This window comes from Pseudomonas abietaniphila, assembly GCF_039697315.1.
Lineage (GTDB): Bacteria > Pseudomonadota > Gammaproteobacteria > Pseudomonadales > Pseudomonadaceae > Aquipseudomonas > Aquipseudomonas abietaniphila_B.
This window is the reverse complement of record NZ_CP155619.1, coordinates 672267-687680: the sequence shown is the minus strand read 5'-3', so window position 1 is coordinate 687680 and position 15414 is coordinate 672267. Positions and strand designations below refer to the sequence as shown.

Below are 15414 nucleotides of genomic sequence, written 5' to 3'. Positions count from 1 at the left end.
CATCCGCGCCCATCCGCTCGCCGAGTGGCTTTGCCATCTCCGGTATGAACCAAACGATGATCCCAGAGCCCCTAAGCCGCAGACACTGCCTGCGAAGGTGAGCACTTGCGCTTTCAGACATAAAATCGGTTCTTCGGGGGGCGGCAGATGCGGGGGACAAAAGCATTGCAGCTTCACTGGCTCCGGTCGCGGCGCTCCTCAATGCATCTAAACTTCAGGGCTCCACTGTACTTCCTTGGATGTCCTGAACTGACTGATAAGGATCACGACGGCCGTCAGCACACCCAGCGTCCCGCCAACGGTCAGTGCGCTCAGCACGCCGAGATGGTCCACAATCAGCCCACCCGCCAGTGCACCAACGCCGATCGACGCTTGCGCGCTGGACACGAAAATGGCCCCCATGGCCTCCAGCTTGTCCGGTGCCATTGCGAACAGCCAGCTCTGCATCGCGAAAGGCAACAGGCCGAAACCGACGCCCCATACCATGACGAACAGCACAACGGCCGGTGCGAGCGAGGCGACCGCTGATAACAGGATCATCGGAAGCCCCATCAGCAAGGCCGTTCCAATCAACGTCCAGGTTGAGCTTTTGGCCACCGCCCAGCCTCCTGCCAGGTTGCCGACAAAACCAGCGGCACCGAACCCCAGCAAGATCGCACTGAGTGACACTGAGGACATACCCGCCTCGTTGATCAGGTAAGGCGACAGGTAGGTGTATGCCGCGAATTGCCCAACGAAGATCGACAGCACCGCCAGCAGTCCTACTCGGGTTTTACGCATGCGAAGGACTTCTCCCAGCACTCCAAGCCCGGCTCCGGATTGTGCGGGCAGCCGAGGCAGCGTCCGCCAGAGCAGCAATGTGACGATGACCGACAATCCTGCGGCAACGCCGAATACCACGCGCCACCCCAGCATCTCGCCCAAGAGTGTACCGGCAGGCACTCCCGCGACTGTACCGATTGAAACGCCCGAAAAAATCAATGAGCTGGCTTTCGCCGCCTGCTCGGGGCGTAGCCGCGGTCCGAGCGTGCCACCGATTGTCCAGAAGCCTCCTACAGCGATACCGAGAAACGCGCGGCCAAGCAGCAAACTCCAAAGATTCGAAGCAATAGCCACGGTCATGTTGGACAAGGCGAGCAAGGCCAGAAGAGCACAGAGCACATGGCGTCTGTCAAACGTACGAGCCCACAGGAGCGTCAACGGTGCGGTCAGCGCGGCGAGCAGACCGGGTAATGTCACCATCAGTCCGGTTTGCCCTTCGGTCATTGAGAGTTCCCGCGCGACCTGTGGCAGCAGTCCGACTGGAAGGAACTCGGTCGTCACCAGAGCGAACGCGCCAATCCCTACCGCTGCTACTGAGAGCCAGGGGGATGCAGCACTTGAAGAAGAGGAGGGTTGCACAAAAATCTCCTAAAGCGAGGCCGGGTTACCGGCCTGCTTGTCAGTTGTGTTTGACGAGGTTGAGGCCGGGTAAAGGGCCACCCGGAAACTGCGCCAGTCGACCTTGTTGCAGGCCTCCCAGATCGAGGCCGTAAAATCCAAGTTGACTGATCAGCTCGGCGACTTGCGACTTAGCCTCTGCGTCCTCACCTGCGTAGAACAGCACTCGCTTCCCTCCTTCAGCCGCTGGATTGACGAGCAGTGGCGGCGCCAGATGGTTAAATGCCTTCACCAGCCGAGCGCCCGGCACCATCTCCGCGACGACCTGAGAAGAAGTTTTGCCGCCCAGATCGAAAGGTTTGAACAGTGGAGCTTCGATAGGGTTGTTGGTGTCCACCACTATCCGGCTATCCCACGGGCCCAAACCTTCAACCGCTTTCGCAATCTTCGACCAGTTCACCGCCAGGAAGACGATGTCCGCCTCGCTGGCCTGTTGGACCGTCACCGCTTGCGCGAGCGGGCCCAGCTCGGCGACCAGTTTTGCGAGACTGTCCGGTCCTCGACTGTTGGCGACGCTGACGTTCAAACCTGCTTTGACGACCAAATGGGCAATGGCTGCGCCGATGGCGCCTGCGCCTATGATGCTGATGTTCATGGCAGCCTCCTCAGGCGGTGAAACCACCGTCGACCATTAACTCGGCGCCGCTGACAAAGCCGGCTTCCGGGCTGGCGAGATACGCCACCGCGCTCGCGATGTCTTTGCCTTCGCCGTAGCGACCCACAGCGATATTGGGACGAACAAAATCAGCGACGGGGCCATCACCAGGGTTCATGTCGCTATCGGTAGGGCCTGGATGAACAGTGTTGACCGTGATGCCGCGAGGACCCAAGTCACGAACCAGTCCGCGACTGAAGCCTGCAACCGCACCTTTGGTCAGGGTGTAAGCCGATGCTGTACCAAACGCTGCGTACTGAACCATTGAGCTGCCAATGTGGATGATCCGGCCACCCTGGCCCATATGTCTCAGCGCCTCTTGAGTGGCGACGAAGACACCGGTGACGTTAACGGCGAGGATTCTCTGGAAGTCCTCGAACGCAATGTCTTCGGGCGCACCGAGGACACTGATACCGGCGTTATTGACGAGAATGTCGACTTTGCCGAAACGCTTGGCGACTTCGCTGATGGCGGTACGCACCGCATCAGGGTTGCCAGCATCAGCAGACAGGGCGATGGCCTTGCCGCCCGCATCGATGATGTCGTTCACAACCGAATCAGCACGGTCGGGCGATGCGTTATATGTGATGGTGACGGTCGCGCCTTCAGCGGCAAGGCGCTTGGCGATGGCAGCGCCGATGCTGCGCGAGCCGCCAGTGACGATTGCAATCTTGCCAGTAAGGGGGCGGGTAGTCGTGTTCATCGTTGAAGCCTCAGGTGTGTAAGTGGTGAGGCTATGAGACGCTTTTGATAATGTTACGAGTAGTACGTAGTCGCTATAATCAGTTTCAATCGTTACTTGAAGGTCGTTTGAATGGAGACGTTGGGAAATCTGCTTTCGTTTGTTCGCAGCGCTGAATCCGGCAGTTTTTCTGCGGCGGCCCGCCGACTCGGCTTAACGCCGGCCGCGGTCAGTCGCAACGTCGCCCAACTAGAGGCCAACCTTGGCGTACAGCTATTCCAGCGCAGTACGCGTCGGGTCACGTTGACTGAGGCTGGCGAGCGTTTTCTCTTGAATGTTGAGCCTGGTCTTGAGGGCGTTCAGGCGGCAATAGCGGATATCACCAGTCATGCGGGCGAGCCCGCCGGAGTGCTTAAACTCACAGCTGCACCGAGCTTCGGTCGTGACTTTTTACTGCCGCTGATGCCCGCTTTTTTGAATCAATACCCAAGCGTGATACCGGAGTGGCATCTGGACAACCGGCAAGTGGATCTGGTCGCTGAAGGGTTTGATGCTGCTATTGGTGGAGGCTTCGAACTCGCTCCTGGTCAAGTAGCCAGGGAAATTGCTCCGGCGCACTTGATACTCGTTGCGTCGAAAGATTATCTGGCGGGAAAAGGTCGCATTACTCATCTTGACGACCTGTCTCGGCTGGAACACTTGGCCATGCGCTCTACAACAACAGGCAAAGTCAGAAGTTGGATGCTGCAAGGCCCTGAGTCACAGCAGCGCACGTTGGAAATGAAGCCTCGCCTTCTAGTCAACGACCCACAGGCGCTTTGCCAAAGTGTTTTGCTTGGATTGGGCATCGCGTTGCTGGCTGTACCTGACGTTCTAAAGCACCTTGAAGACGGGAGTCTGTCTCGGGTTCTTCCTGACTGGTATGTGAACGCAGGCAAGATCTCTCTGTATTTTTCCAGCCAGAAACTGCTTCCTGCCAAAACCAGGGCATTCGTCGATTTTGTGGTTGGGCACGCCCGGCAAGGGCAATGGGCACAGCGGCTTGATGCGCGGACCGCTACTGGCAGGTAATCGGTTGATACCTCAACCTGCGTGCATATGCTGAGTTATCTGCACTTTGGAAGTGCAGGTCCTTACTTCAGGTGGGTCTTTATCAAACGCGTCCGGCGCTTGTAAATATCAGGTACAGGCCGCTGGGTTCAACTTCCATGCGGCGGCCTTAATGGCCTTGATTTCTGTTTGCGAGCATCCCTCTTCCTTGCAACGTGTTCGGCAGCAGCCTGCCTGTTCGATGTTTTTGCAAAAAAGCCCTCTCTCTGAAAAGGCAGCTGTCTGAATCGATTTGCACCGTTGATGGGGGAGCGAACGAGGCCGCAAATGTTTTGCAAATCAAGGAATGACCCCGCGTAACTTCCTCCCTGAATTTCATGCCATAGCCCAGGAGTCTCAACATGCAAGGTCTTGTCGAAAAACGTGCCAGCGTTAATGGTGTCAACTTGCACTACGTGGTCGTAGGCCACGGACCAGCGGTTTTGTGTATGCACGGTTGGCCACAGAACCACCGAGAGTTTTTCCCTGTCATTGAGAAGCTGGCTGAGCACTTCACGTTCATCGCACCGGACCTGAGAGGGTTTGCCGACAGTGACAAGCCATACACCGGGTATGAACCCAAGACTATCGCTCAGGACATGATCGAACTGGTCAGGATCGAAGGCATTGAGCAGTTCCATGTGCTCAGTCATGACCTGGGAGGTCCGCCCTCCGTCGCTCTGGCGTACATGTTCCCGGACAACGTACTGTCACTCTCGACCATCGAGACTCCCTATTTCGGTTTGGACTTTCCGGGCTACGTTGACCCCCGCGTACCTTACTGGCACCTGAGCATGCACATGAACATGGACATCACGCGGATGTTGATCGAGGGTCGTGAGGAGCAATACCTGCGGCATTTTTTCAGGGACTTTGCCTACAACCCATCGGCCATTTCCGAGGAGCAGGTTCAATATTACGTCATGCAGATGAAGCAGCCTGGCAACTTGCGCGCCAGCTTGAATCATTACGGTTATATCCCTCAGATGGCTGAACAAACGGCCGAACTGACCAAAAATAAGCTCAAGGTCCCGGTGTTGGCATGGGGAGGCAGTGTGTCTTTCGGGGACCACTGCTATCGGAGCGCCGATGCTATAGCGGAGTCAGTGGTCGGAGGGGTTATTGAGGATTGCGGGCATTGGGTGTTTGAAGAGAAAACGGATTTCATCTGCGAAGCGTTGAGCGAGTTCTGGAGAAAGTACGATTAGAATCACCCATGAGATCTGGGGTTTGGACATGGTGCCGGGAGATTTTTGAAGCCTGAGTGTCAGAAAACTTTTTGCGACAACGACAGGCAGTTGCCTGCGCTGTCGGGCTGCTCTGTACACGCAAGCATGGGACCTATAGGTAGAATCCGGTCGTCATCCGCGCGAAAAAGGCCGTCACGGATGGCGGCCATGTCTGTTGTGGTCAGGCAAAGGCGGATTCGAAAGGCGGGTAGGTGGTATAGCCTTCGACGCCTTGCGTGAACCAGGTGCCGGCGTCGTCCTGTGACAACGGCAGCTGATCGCGCAAGCGCTTCGGCAGATCAGGGTTGGCAATGAAGGGGCGGCCGAATGCGATGGCGTCCGCCAGACCTGCTTCAACGGCGGCCTGCGCCCGGTCAACGTCGTAATCGGAATTGAGGATCAGCACGCCCTTGAATGCTCGACGAATCGTCGCCGCCATAGGTGGTCGCTCCGATGCTCCGAAGGTACCGTCCAGCGGCGGCTCGCGCAGCTCGAGGTGAGCGATACCGATACCTGAGAGCATCTTCGCCGCCTGCACGAAAAGCGGTTCAGGGTCACTGTCTCGCACGCCCTGATCGTAGCTGCTCGGCGACAGCCGTACCGATGTTCGATCGGCGCCAATTACGTCTGCGACAGCTTGCGTGACTTCCTTGAGCAAGCGGATGCGATTCTCTATCGACCCGCCATAGGCGTCAGTGCGGAAATTCCCGCTGTCGCGCAGGAACTGGTCGATCAAATAACCGTTGGCGGCGTGAATCTGAACCCCATCGAACCCGGCTTCGATTGCATTGCGAGTCGCTTGTTGGAACTGTTCCAGCAACTCGGGTATTTCTTGCGCACCCAATGCCCTCGCCGCGGTGTAGGGTTGCTTGCCAGCATAGGTGTGCGCCAGACCCGGGGCGGTAGTCACCGACGCTGAAACAGGTTGCCCACCCCGCAGGAAGCTCGGATGGACGACTCGCCCCATATGCCAGAGTTGCGCGATGATGCGTCCACCTTGGGCGTGCACGGCATCGGTAATCAGCTTCCAGCCCGCCACCTGTTCTTTCGACCAGAGGCCTGTCGCGTAGGCCCAGCCCAGGCCTTGTTGGCTGATGCCGATGGCTTCCGAGATGATCAGACCGGCGCTCGCGCGTTGGGCGTAATAGTCCACCATGATCGCAGTGGGAACGTGATCTCGCGTGCCGCGACCGCGTGTCATCGGCGCCATGAGAATACGATGTGGCAGCTCGATTGCCCCCATACGCAACGGTTGAAAAAGTGATGTCATTGCAGCGTCTCCTGAATTTTGCTGAAGGGGCGTTAAACCAGGCGGGCGCCGCCATCAATATTGAGCACCGCACCGTTCATGAAGGTGTTGGCCATCAGAAAGACGACAGCGTTGCCAGCTTCTTCGGCAGAACCCAGGCGATGCAGGGGCAGGGACTGTTCCAGTGACGCGACGAAAGCGTCGCGCCTGTCGCCCAACGCCTTGCTTAGAATCGGGGTGTTGATCGGACCTGGAGACAAGGTGTTGACGCGCACGGGCGCCAGCTCCAGCGCCATACCTCTGGCCATGGCTTCCATTGCGGCAGAGGCGGCGGCGAGTACTGCAGTCCCGTAGGCATTCGGGCGATCGGCAAGATTCCCGGAGATGAAGGTGATCGAGCCGCTTTTCGACAGTTTGTCGCCCAATGCGCGAATGGCATGAACGGACGCCCAGATGCGCTCTTCGAAAGCTCGGCGCAAGTATTCAATGTCAGCATTCATCACTTCGCCAGCAACGAATGTGCCGGCGAGCATAACCAGATGGTCGACGTGTTCGATGTCTGCAAGCGCCGCGTAGATGGTTTCACTGCGAGTGACGTCAGCAGCTCGCCAGCCTGCCAGACCGTGTGCCTCAGCGGCCTGCCGTGCGCGCTCGGCGTTGGAGCCGATCACGATGACTGAAGCGCCTGCTGCCGTTGCCTGAATGGCGGCGGCAAGGCCTATGCCTGAGGTGCCGCCAAAAATGACGACACGTTGGTCTTTGAGGTTCGAAGCAAGGGCTTGGGTGAACGAAGTCTGGGTCATGGTCATCTCCTTGGAATGCCGACGTGGCGTTCGATGGAGAAAGACTAAATGCTTGCAGGTTGATTGATAATCAGGCTGAAAGTCGCTTTACTAGTGCCATGAAGGAACAAATAGGTCTGGATCGTTTGACGGGGCTCATTGCCTTTGCCCGTGCCGCCTCCTTGGGCAGCTACACGGCGGCCGCTCGTGCCTTGTCTGTTTCGCCCTCGGCGATCAGCAAAAGTGTTCAACGCCTTGAGGAACATTTCGGGCTCACGCTGTTTACACGTACTACCCGCTCACTGACACTGACTCCAGAAGGGCGTGATCTCTTCGAGCGAGCCATGCGCATCCTGCATGAAGTCGAAGGTATAGATCAGGCTGCGGTCGCTTCTCGTGCCGAACCCTCGGGGACCCTCAGGGTCACGGCTCCGCTTCCGATAGGTTTGAACATTCTGGCGCCAGCGCTTCCCCGGTTTCGCGAGCGTTATCCCAAGGTGAATGTGGATCTGCGCTTGGGAGATCAGTACTCGGACATCATTGATCAGGGCATCGATGTGGTCATCCGAGTTGGAGACCTGGTGGACTCAAGATTGATCAGTCGCCATTTGGGGCCAAACCGGACCGGCGCGTTCGCCTCGCCGCATTACCTGTCGCGCAAGGGCACCCCCCAACATCCTCATGAACTCAGCGATCATGAGTGCGTGAACTTTCGCTATCAGAGTTCAGGTCAGGCGCTGAGGTGGGCTTACATGGAGGGCGAGCGTTCGATTGAGTTAATACCGGAGCCGACGATCACGATCGATCTTAGCGACGCAGTCGCCGCGACTCTAGCAGCCGGCGGAGGCATCGGCATATCGCCTAACTATGTCGCCGCGCCTTATGTGCTGCGTGGAGAGCTGGTGCCGGTCTTGCCGCAATTTGTCATGGAGCGATTCCCGATTACTGCGCTGTGGCCAGAGAGCCGACGGGGCAGCCCCAACGTCAAAGCCTTCCTCGAATTCCTCGCCGAGGTTTTCCCTTCTCCAGCGCCTTGGGACCAGGCTATCGCTGATTGCATGCCGGTTTGAAGTCAGGCCTACAGCACAGCGACTTCCTCAAATTCAATGACGCGTGCGCCTGTCCTCATCAACGCGTTGATGAGGACCTGCAACTCATTTCCCTGGTAGTAGCCCAGTGTTGATTTCGGGCAGTCCCAGACGCCAACAAAGATGATGTGGAACTGTGGATTCTCGCTGTGTCTGATCGTGTATTTCTGGCACCCCGGGATCATCTGGACTGCTTCAACGTGGGTAATGAACAGCTCCGGCATTTGTTCAAGAGGCTTATGAAACAGCACTTTCAGTTTGCTGTAGCTCTCGTAGGCGGTGAAGCGATTGTAGAGTTGAGCCATCGCGTGTAACTCCTCATGAAGTCTTGTCTGGACTGCCTGATCGATTGCGGCGACGGTCAAGCTTGATCGCTGCGCGCGTATCGCAATACTGCGCCGAAGAAAATGAACGCCCCTATCAGATCCCAATTCCCGGTGGAAGATAAGACCTTTGCGTGCGTAAACACTTGCGCTTTGCAGGCGCAGATGAATGCGGTCATTACGTGGCGGCCGAAACCGATCCAAGATCGGATGTTTCGAACGACGAGAACGCTGGCGATTTTCCCTTCTGCAGCGCAAGTGCTGCGCATGCGCATGTGTTTCCAGAGCGCAGCATTTGACTGATGATCAACCCAACGATTGGCCCGTTTAAGCAGGTCGGGCAAACCCTGCAGGGCTGCATCGTTGACGCAGGTCACGACGTCAGCTGGCGAGCGGCGAGGATTTCGAGCAGTTGATTACTTCGTTCGCCTGCTCACTTGAGAGACAGAGATGATCCATTCCTTCAGGGAGATCTCGCGTTGATGACAGCGGAACCCCGAGCAGTATGGGTGTGATTCAAGGGCTTGAATGCCTGGTCGCATGAGCATCCTGCGCAATGCTTCGATAAGCAGAGACGTCAGTATGCAGACGGCCTACACGATACTTATTTTGCTTGCCCTGGTTGGCGTTTCCCGCTTGGTCGCAAGGGTGCTGCCGCTGCCGCTGCCATTGGTTCAAATAGGCATGGGCGCCATGCTCGCCTGGCCAACACTGGGATTGCATGTGGCGCTAGACCCACAGCTGTTTTTGTTCATGTTCTTACCGCCTCTGTTGTTTTCGGACGGCTGGCGAGTGCCTAAGCGTGACTTATGGCGTTACAGAGCCCCTATCTTCTTACTCGCCGTGGGCCTGGTGCTGTTCACCGTGGTCATTGCCGGTTTCTTCATTCATTGGATACTCCCCGCTATTGCGTTGCCGGTGGCATTTGCACTCGCAGCCGTCATCTCACCCACGGACGCGGTGGCCGTCATCGCAATCGCGCAGGATCGCTTGCCGGCTCCTGTCATGCGGGTGCTTCAGGGTGAGGCGTTGACGAACGACGCCTCAGGGCTGGTGACGTTCAACTTCGCGATAACCGCCTCGATCACGGGTGTTTTTTCGTTGCCGACCGCCGCCGCGACTTTCGTGTTCGTGGCGTGTGGCGGTCTGTGTGTTGGCATCGCGTTCAGCTGGCTGATGGGGCGGTTTCGCGGCTGGATGGTTGAGCGAGGGTGGGACGATCCCGCGACTCACGTGGTCTTCATGTTGCTACTGCCTTTCGCAGCTTACGTGGTGGCGGAAAGGCTGGGGGTCTCAGGCATTCTGTCAGCAGTTGCGGCTGGAATGATGCAAAGTTGGGTCGACCTGCTGCCGCGACAAACCAGCACGCGGTTACTCAATCGCAGCGTTTGGACTTTGCTTGAGTTCGCTTTCAACGGACTGATCTTCCTGCTGATGGGGTTACAGCTTCCCGACATTGTGATCGCACTTGCCCACGACGATCAGGCTCAGTGGTCAGCGCTGCCACTTCGCTGCCTGGACGTGCTGTGGATCTTCGCAGTGCTGTTATTGCTGCGTTATGTGTGGACCCAGGGCACGTGTCTGTTGCTCTCCGGCATTCATGCGTGGCGCACGAGCGGGGATTATTCGGGGCTGATCTCCAGGCACAGGTCGTCCCTTCTTCTGACCTTCGGCGGCGTGCGTGGGTCGGTCACCCTCGCGGGCGTTCTTTCAGTACCGCTGTACATCGCGCAGGGCGTTGACTTTCCGCAGCGCAACCTTCTGATCTTCATCTCGGCAGGCGTCATCTTGCTGTCTTTGGTGAGCGCCACCGTTGTATTGCCGCTGTTGCTCAGGGGCATCAACACCGTGCCTGATCAGCAGATTCGGCGTGAGATCGACGATGCCTGGCGGCGAACCGCATTGGCCGCTATCCGGTCAATGGAACGCGTCGATGACCCTACTGTGCAAAACCCCTCTGATGCTGCAGAGCTCGTACTGATCGTCCAGGCAAAGTCCAGAGTGATGTCCGAGTACAGACATCGACTTGAAATTTACAACGGCTCGGCAGAGGCCCAGGCATTGGCGTTCCACGTGGAAGTGGTAGAGCGCCGCATGCGTATCAACGCACTCAAGGCACAGCGCCTTGAGTTGTATCGGCTGCACAAGGACCACGAGATCGCAGATGACGTACTTAATCAGGTACTCGCTGAGCTTGATCTGAATGAGGCCAACCTGGGCCGTCCGTAAAAAACGTTCTCGGGCTGCTCTCACGAGCATGCCTGATTCGAGGTTGAAGTCGTGCGCACGCTGTTGCGCACGTCGTTGGCAAGTGAAAAGTAAAAACGACTCAATCCACAGAGTGATCAATATGAAAACGATATGTGCACCGCTGACTGCTACCGTTCTTGCCCTGTCCATCGGAACGGCCCTTGCTGGCGAGATCGACGTTCCGGAGCATCAGACTCAGGCTTTTCTGAAAGCCTTGGCCGCAGGCGGGGGTAAGCCGATCGAGCAGTTGAGCCCCAAAGACGCGCGTGCCGTACTGACCGGGGCGCAGAACTCGGTGAAGGTCGATATGTCTGGCGTTCAAGTCAGCGAGAAGACCATCAAGGCCGATAATCAGAATATCAAGATCACCATCGTACGCCCGGCGAACCTCAAGGGCGCGTTGCCTGCGTTCATGTTCTTCCATGGCGGCGGTTGGGTTCTGGGCGATTATCCGACTCATGCCCGAATGATTCGTGATCTGGTGGTGGATTCGGAAGCGGTAGCGGTCTATGTGGATTACTCACCGTCCCCTGAAGCCCACTACCCCACTGCCATCAATCAGGCCTACGCTGCGACCAAATGGGTCGCCGAACATGGCAAGGAAATCAATGTCGACGGCTCGCGTCTGGCCGTCGCGGGTAATAGCGTGGGCGGCAATATGGCTGCGGTAGTGGCTTTGATGGCCAAGGAGCAGAACACACCGAAGCTGCGTTACCAAGTGCTGTTGTGGCCGGTCACCGATGCCAACTTCGACACAGAGTCCTACAAGACTTATGCCGAGGGGCATTTCCTGACCAAGAACATGATGACCTGGTTCTGGGACAGCTACACCACCGATCCGAAGCAGCGGGCCGAGATTCATGCTTCGCCGCTACGTGCCACCACTGAGCAGCTCAAAGGTTTACCGCCTGCATTGGTGCAGACCGCTCAACTGGATGTCTTGCGTGATGAAGGCGAGGCCTATGCGCGTAAGCTCGATGCTGCCGGGGTCGATGTGACGGCGGTGCGTTACAACGGCATGGTGCACGATTACGGTTTGCTGAATCCGTTGAGCGGAATTGCCGAGGTTAAGGCGGCGATGCGTCAGGCTGCTATCGAACTCAGGGCGCACTTGAAGTAAGCCGATAGCCATTGCCCGTGTCGAAAAACCTTCGCTACGGGCAGTGCGCACTCACATGATGCTTCTTGAACTTTTAGTTTGAGTGCCGGTTAGCGATTCGCAGCGGCTCCTCAGATAGGTGTAAAGCGACCTGACCGAAGGGGAGAACTGTTTGCGGTGGGGACAGATAAAGTGCAGGGGAAATAGCTCACCGGGTTGCTCAGGGAGCAGCACTTCGAGATGACCTGCACGCACGTCCTGGCAAATGTCCAGCCAGGATTTGTACAGAATACCTTCACCGGCGATCGCGCATCGACGAATGACGTCGGCATCGTCACTGATGACCGGCCCTGTCACGCAGACCGACTGATGATCGCCGTCTTTGGGGAAAGTCCATCGATCATAGAGTTTTCCGTTCAGCTGAAATCTCAAGCAAGGGTGAGCGTTCAGCTCTTCGATTGACGTGGGGCGACCATACTTTTCCAGGTAGGAGGGGGCGGCAGCAAGGGTTCTGCGATTCATCGGCAGCAAGGGTAATGAAACAAAGTCAGCTTCGGGAATCATCCCGTAGCGAACGGCGACATCGACGGGATCACGGTAGATGTCAGCGACTTGGTCGGACAGCGACAACCTCAATGCGAGAGAAGGATGCTTCTGCCGAAACTCTATCAGCCAAGGCAATAGGACATTCCGACCAAAGTCAGACGAACAGGCGATTTGAAGCATACCTTTGAGGTTCTTGTCGGTTTGCTGAAAGCACGCCTTGCCCTCGTTCAAGGAGTCGACCACTGCTCGGGCGTACGGCAGATATTGCTCGCCTTCGGCAGTCAATCGAAGGCTTCGGGTCGAGCGGGCAAATAACCTGATATCGAGCTCACGCTCAAGTCTCTTGATCGAGGCGCTGATCTGCGAAGGCAGAAGGTCCATCTCTCTGCCAACAGCTGAAAAACTGTCCAAAGAAGTAACGCGTATGAATATGACGAGATCGTCTATCCGGATCATTGGGGTCGCTCGCTTCTATTAGTTTCCGGCCCGGAAGAAACGGCACAGTTGCCTTGCGCATCACAGTGGCGTCACCAGGTTCGGTTGCTGCACATGACTGCACATCAATAGCGGTCTTAGTGCCGAAGCACGTTCGCTGTGAGCTTTGGTCGACCAGGCGGGAGGAGAGGCGGGCGGATGGGTCGCCTGATCTGTATCGGCGTAATCGAACAACTGACAATTAATCTTGCGGGTCTCATCAGGGGCCGATAGAGCGGGGTAAAGGATGCTGACATATACGTGCGTCTCTTCGTCTTTAAGCAGGGATGCACTACAAAAGCTCTCCCAAAGCGCTTCGTGTCGAAATAGCGGCTGGATCGAGCGAGGGTTATGCCGGTGGTTGAAGTTCAGCGACAACCGGTCTCGGCTTTTGATCCTCCGACAGAATGGGGCGTTCTTTGTAGGTGGACGATAGTGGGTTGTAGAGGGAATGGTAATAAGGTGCCGTGTCGTTTCAGTTTTTCCTGGATGGCACAAATCTTCATTTCATCAGCTTGGTAAATACGAAGGTTGTAATCAGACCTTATACAAATCTATCTTTATGATTTTCTTGGGGAAATTGGAGGTTGTGAATATTTGATTCCGTTGGCAAGCTTCCGATTACTTGAGCAATTCTGGCCAATTTAACCCGATTATCACGAGAACCAGTGCAGCGCGTGCAGCGGCAGCGATCCTACTTGCGCTTGGGGGTTGATAATCGTAATCAGATTGGCTTCAATCCGGCGATGAAAGAACAAATCGGATTGGATCGTTTGACAGGCTTGGTCGCCTTTGCGCGGACTGCGTCTTTAGGTAGCTATACAGCGGCGGCTCGTGAGCTTTCAGTGTCTCCTTCGGCTGTCAGCAAAAGCGTCCAGCGTTTGGAGGAACATTTCGGGCTCAAGCTCTTCGCCCGCACCACGCGCTCATTAACGTTAACGCCGGAGGGGCGCGAGCTCTATGAAAGGGCGTTGCGTATCATTCGGGAAGTCGATGATATTGAGCAGGCGGCAATGGCATCCAGGGCGGAGCCGTCGGGTGTTCTGAAGGTCACCGCGCCCTTGCCGATCGGTATCAACATCATCGCTCCGGCGCTGCCTGAGTTCAGCGAACGATACCCAAAACTGGTCATCGATTTACGATTGGGAGGTCAGTTTTCGGACATCATCGAGCAGGGGATCGACGTCGCCGTCCGCGTCGGTAATCTTTCAGATTCTCGTCTGATCTCACGCTCATTAGGCCCTCACAGGATCGGTGCTTTCGCGTCTCCCGCTTACATTGAGCGGAAGGGAATGCCGAAGCATCTGGACGACCTGATTCATCACAACTGCATCAATTTTCGCTATCAAAGCTCAGGACAGGCGCTACGCTGGCCTTTTATGCTGAACGAGCGCTTGGTCGAAGTTTCTCCAGAATCCCGGATTGTCATTGATGCCAGCGATGCAGTGGCGGCGGTCGTGGCGGCGGGCGGCGGGATCGGCATATCGCCGACTTATGTCGCAGCTCCGTTCGTCAAACGTGGCGAGATGATTCCGGTTTTTGCGCAGTACCAAGTCGACAAGTTCGCAATTACCGCCCTCTGGCCGGTCAGTCGGCGGGGAAGTCCCAACGTGAAGGTGTTCCTGGAGTTTCTCTCGGCGCTGTTTCCAGCGCCTACATCATGGGACGCAATTGTGGCGTCCGCATCACTCAGTCAACAGCAGTAGTCGCTTCTTAACCAACCCTCACAGTCGATACCTGCGCTGTTGAAGAGCAAGTCCTGCGCAGTTCGTTGCGTGGCGTTGCGGGAGTGTATCGGACACCATCTGCTCATGGCGTATCGGTGGTAGACGCTGTTCTTTCCCTAACAGTCGACCGTCTACCCGCTGAAGTGAGTGCTAAAACTTCAGGTTGTTCAATAAAAGTGGTGCGCTCAACAGGGAAGTGCAATTCGTCTCGCATCCGGTTTCTCATTTACTCGGACAGTCGAAAGGATACGGCCATGAAAACAATCATCGTTGTGATTCCGCCTAAACCGGTGTCAGGACTCAGCGTCTGTCTAGCGGCATGGGAGGGGCGGTTAAAAGCCTCGGTCGCGACTTCCGAGGCCATTCCGCATCGTGGGGAAGCGATGCAAGTGCCTGCAAGGAACCGTAAACCGGGCAGTTTTGCGACATTTAGATTTGATGGGATCGTGTTGATGGACGGGCTCGAAGGGCAGGGTTATCCGCTCAATTATCATGCGTGGACTGACCAACTTCAGGCCTACGACAAACACAGGATGCTGATAGCTGCGGCGGGAAACAGTTGTCTGGTTCTCGCCCGGGCCGGGTTGTTGTTGGGCAAGCAAGCCACCACGTCGTCTGTTCCTGCTGCCATCGAAGCATTGCGCCGATATGGCGGCATTTATAAAGCGTCTCCCGTTGTTCGTTCAGGTTGGCTGATCACTGCAGATGGGACAAACATGAAAGCGTTCGCGAATGCGATCGCGGAGTCGCTACACGTATGAATAAAAATCTTGAGGTGTGT

The 15414-nt window shown here is 56.6% G+C and carries 15 protein-coding genes; 7 read left to right on the top strand and 8 right to left on the bottom strand.

The features are described from left to right. Positions 1-207 precede the first annotated feature (207 nt). Genes ABDX87_RS02950 through ABDX87_RS02940 form a run of 3 tightly spaced genes read right to left on the bottom strand, consistent with a single transcriptional unit; the run spans position 208 to position 2798 of the window. Complete coding sequence (locus ABDX87_RS02950; RefSeq protein ID WP_346831512.1) at positions 208-1401, bottom strand: MFS transporter; 1194 nt, start codon at positions 1399-1401, stop codon at positions 208-210. A gap of 40 nt (positions 1402-1441) precedes the next feature. After that, entirely contained in the window at positions 1442-2035 is a 594-nt protein-coding gene (locus ABDX87_RS02945; protein ID WP_346831511.1) for an NADPH-dependent F420 reductase, read from the bottom strand. Positions 2036-2045: 10 nt separating this feature from the next. Further along, positions 2046-2798 (bottom strand): 3-oxoacyl-ACP reductase family protein, encoded by a 753-nt coding sequence (locus ABDX87_RS02940; protein WP_346831510.1) that lies wholly within the window; start codon positions 2796-2798, stop codon positions 2046-2048. A gap of 111 nt (positions 2799-2909) precedes the next feature. Here ABDX87_RS02940 and ABDX87_RS02935 point away from each other — a divergent pair, with 111 nt between their 5' ends. Then, positions 2910-3848: a LysR family transcriptional regulator gene (locus ABDX87_RS02935; RefSeq protein WP_346831509.1), complete on the top strand. Its 939-nt coding sequence runs from the start codon at positions 2910-2912 to the stop codon at positions 3846-3848. A 380-nt stretch (positions 3849-4228) separates the two neighbouring features. Further along, positions 4229-5074, top strand: coding sequence for an alpha/beta fold hydrolase (locus ABDX87_RS02930; protein ID WP_346831508.1), 846 nt, complete (start codon positions 4229-4231; stop codon positions 5072-5074). A gap of 202 nt (positions 5075-5276) precedes the next feature. Here the strand turns inward: ABDX87_RS02930 and ABDX87_RS02925 are convergent, their stop codons facing one another. Both ABDX87_RS02925 and ABDX87_RS02920 read right to left on the bottom strand, forming a co-directional pair. After that, complete coding sequence (locus ABDX87_RS02925; protein ID WP_346831507.1) at positions 5277-6365, bottom strand: alkene reductase; 1089 nt, start codon at positions 6363-6365, stop codon at positions 5277-5279. Positions 6366-6397: 32 nt separating this feature from the next. Beyond that, entirely contained in the window at positions 6398-7147 is a 750-nt protein-coding gene (locus ABDX87_RS02920) for an SDR family oxidoreductase (protein ID WP_346831506.1), read from the bottom strand. 23 nt (positions 7148-7170) lie between these two features. Between ABDX87_RS02920 and ABDX87_RS02915 the strand changes: the two genes are divergently transcribed. Then, on the top strand, positions 7171-8196 hold the full coding sequence (locus ABDX87_RS02915) for a LysR family transcriptional regulator (RefSeq protein ID WP_346831505.1): 1026 nt from the start codon (positions 7171-7173) through the stop codon (positions 8194-8196). 8 nt (positions 8197-8204) lie between these two features. On the opposite strand, the gene ABDX87_RS02910 is transcribed toward ABDX87_RS02915, so the two are convergent. Both ABDX87_RS02910 and ABDX87_RS02905 read right to left on the bottom strand, forming a co-directional pair. Beyond that, positions 8205-8519 carry a hypothetical protein gene (locus ABDX87_RS02910; protein ID WP_346831504.1) on the bottom strand — a complete coding sequence of 105 codons (315 nt, stop codon included), beginning with the start codon at positions 8517-8519 and terminating at the stop codon, positions 8205-8207. Between the two features lie 56 nt (positions 8520-8575). Further along, complete coding sequence (locus tag ABDX87_RS02905) at positions 8576-8914, bottom strand: hypothetical protein (RefSeq protein ID WP_346831503.1); 339 nt, start codon at positions 8912-8914, stop codon at positions 8576-8578. A 205-nt stretch (positions 8915-9119) separates the two neighbouring features. Here ABDX87_RS02905 and ABDX87_RS02900 point away from each other — a divergent pair, with 205 nt between their 5' ends. Both ABDX87_RS02900 and ABDX87_RS02895 read left to right on the top strand, forming a co-directional pair. Beyond that, the gene (locus tag ABDX87_RS02900; protein WP_346833688.1) at positions 9120-10766 is read left to right on the top strand and encodes a Na+/H+ antiporter; all 1647 of its coding nucleotides are present in this window, start codon (positions 9120-9122) and stop codon (positions 10764-10766) included. Between the two features lie 121 nt (positions 10767-10887). After that, complete coding sequence (locus ABDX87_RS02895) at positions 10888-11907, top strand: alpha/beta hydrolase (protein WP_346831502.1); 1020 nt, start codon at positions 10888-10890, stop codon at positions 11905-11907. A 51-nt stretch (positions 11908-11958) separates the two neighbouring features. On the opposite strand, the gene ABDX87_RS02890 is transcribed toward ABDX87_RS02895, so the two are convergent. Further along, the gene (locus ABDX87_RS02890) at positions 11959-12888 is read right to left on the bottom strand and encodes a LysR family transcriptional regulator (RefSeq protein WP_346831501.1); all 930 of its coding nucleotides are present in this window, start codon (positions 12886-12888) and stop codon (positions 11959-11961) included. A 686-nt stretch (positions 12889-13574) separates the two neighbouring features. Here ABDX87_RS02890 and ABDX87_RS02885 point away from each other — a divergent pair. Together ABDX87_RS02885 and ABDX87_RS02880 are read left to right on the top strand one after the other, a co-directional pair. Continuing rightward, positions 13575-14612, top strand: a complete 1038-nt coding sequence (locus tag ABDX87_RS02885; RefSeq protein WP_346831500.1) for a LysR family transcriptional regulator — start codon at positions 13575-13577, stop codon at positions 14610-14612. A gap of 275 nt (positions 14613-14887) precedes the next feature. Further along, positions 14888-15394 carry a DJ-1/PfpI family protein gene (locus ABDX87_RS02880; RefSeq protein WP_346831499.1) on the top strand — a complete coding sequence of 169 codons (507 nt, stop codon included), beginning with the start codon at positions 14888-14890 and terminating at the stop codon, positions 15392-15394. The last annotated feature ends 20 nt before the right edge of the window (positions 15395-15414 follow it).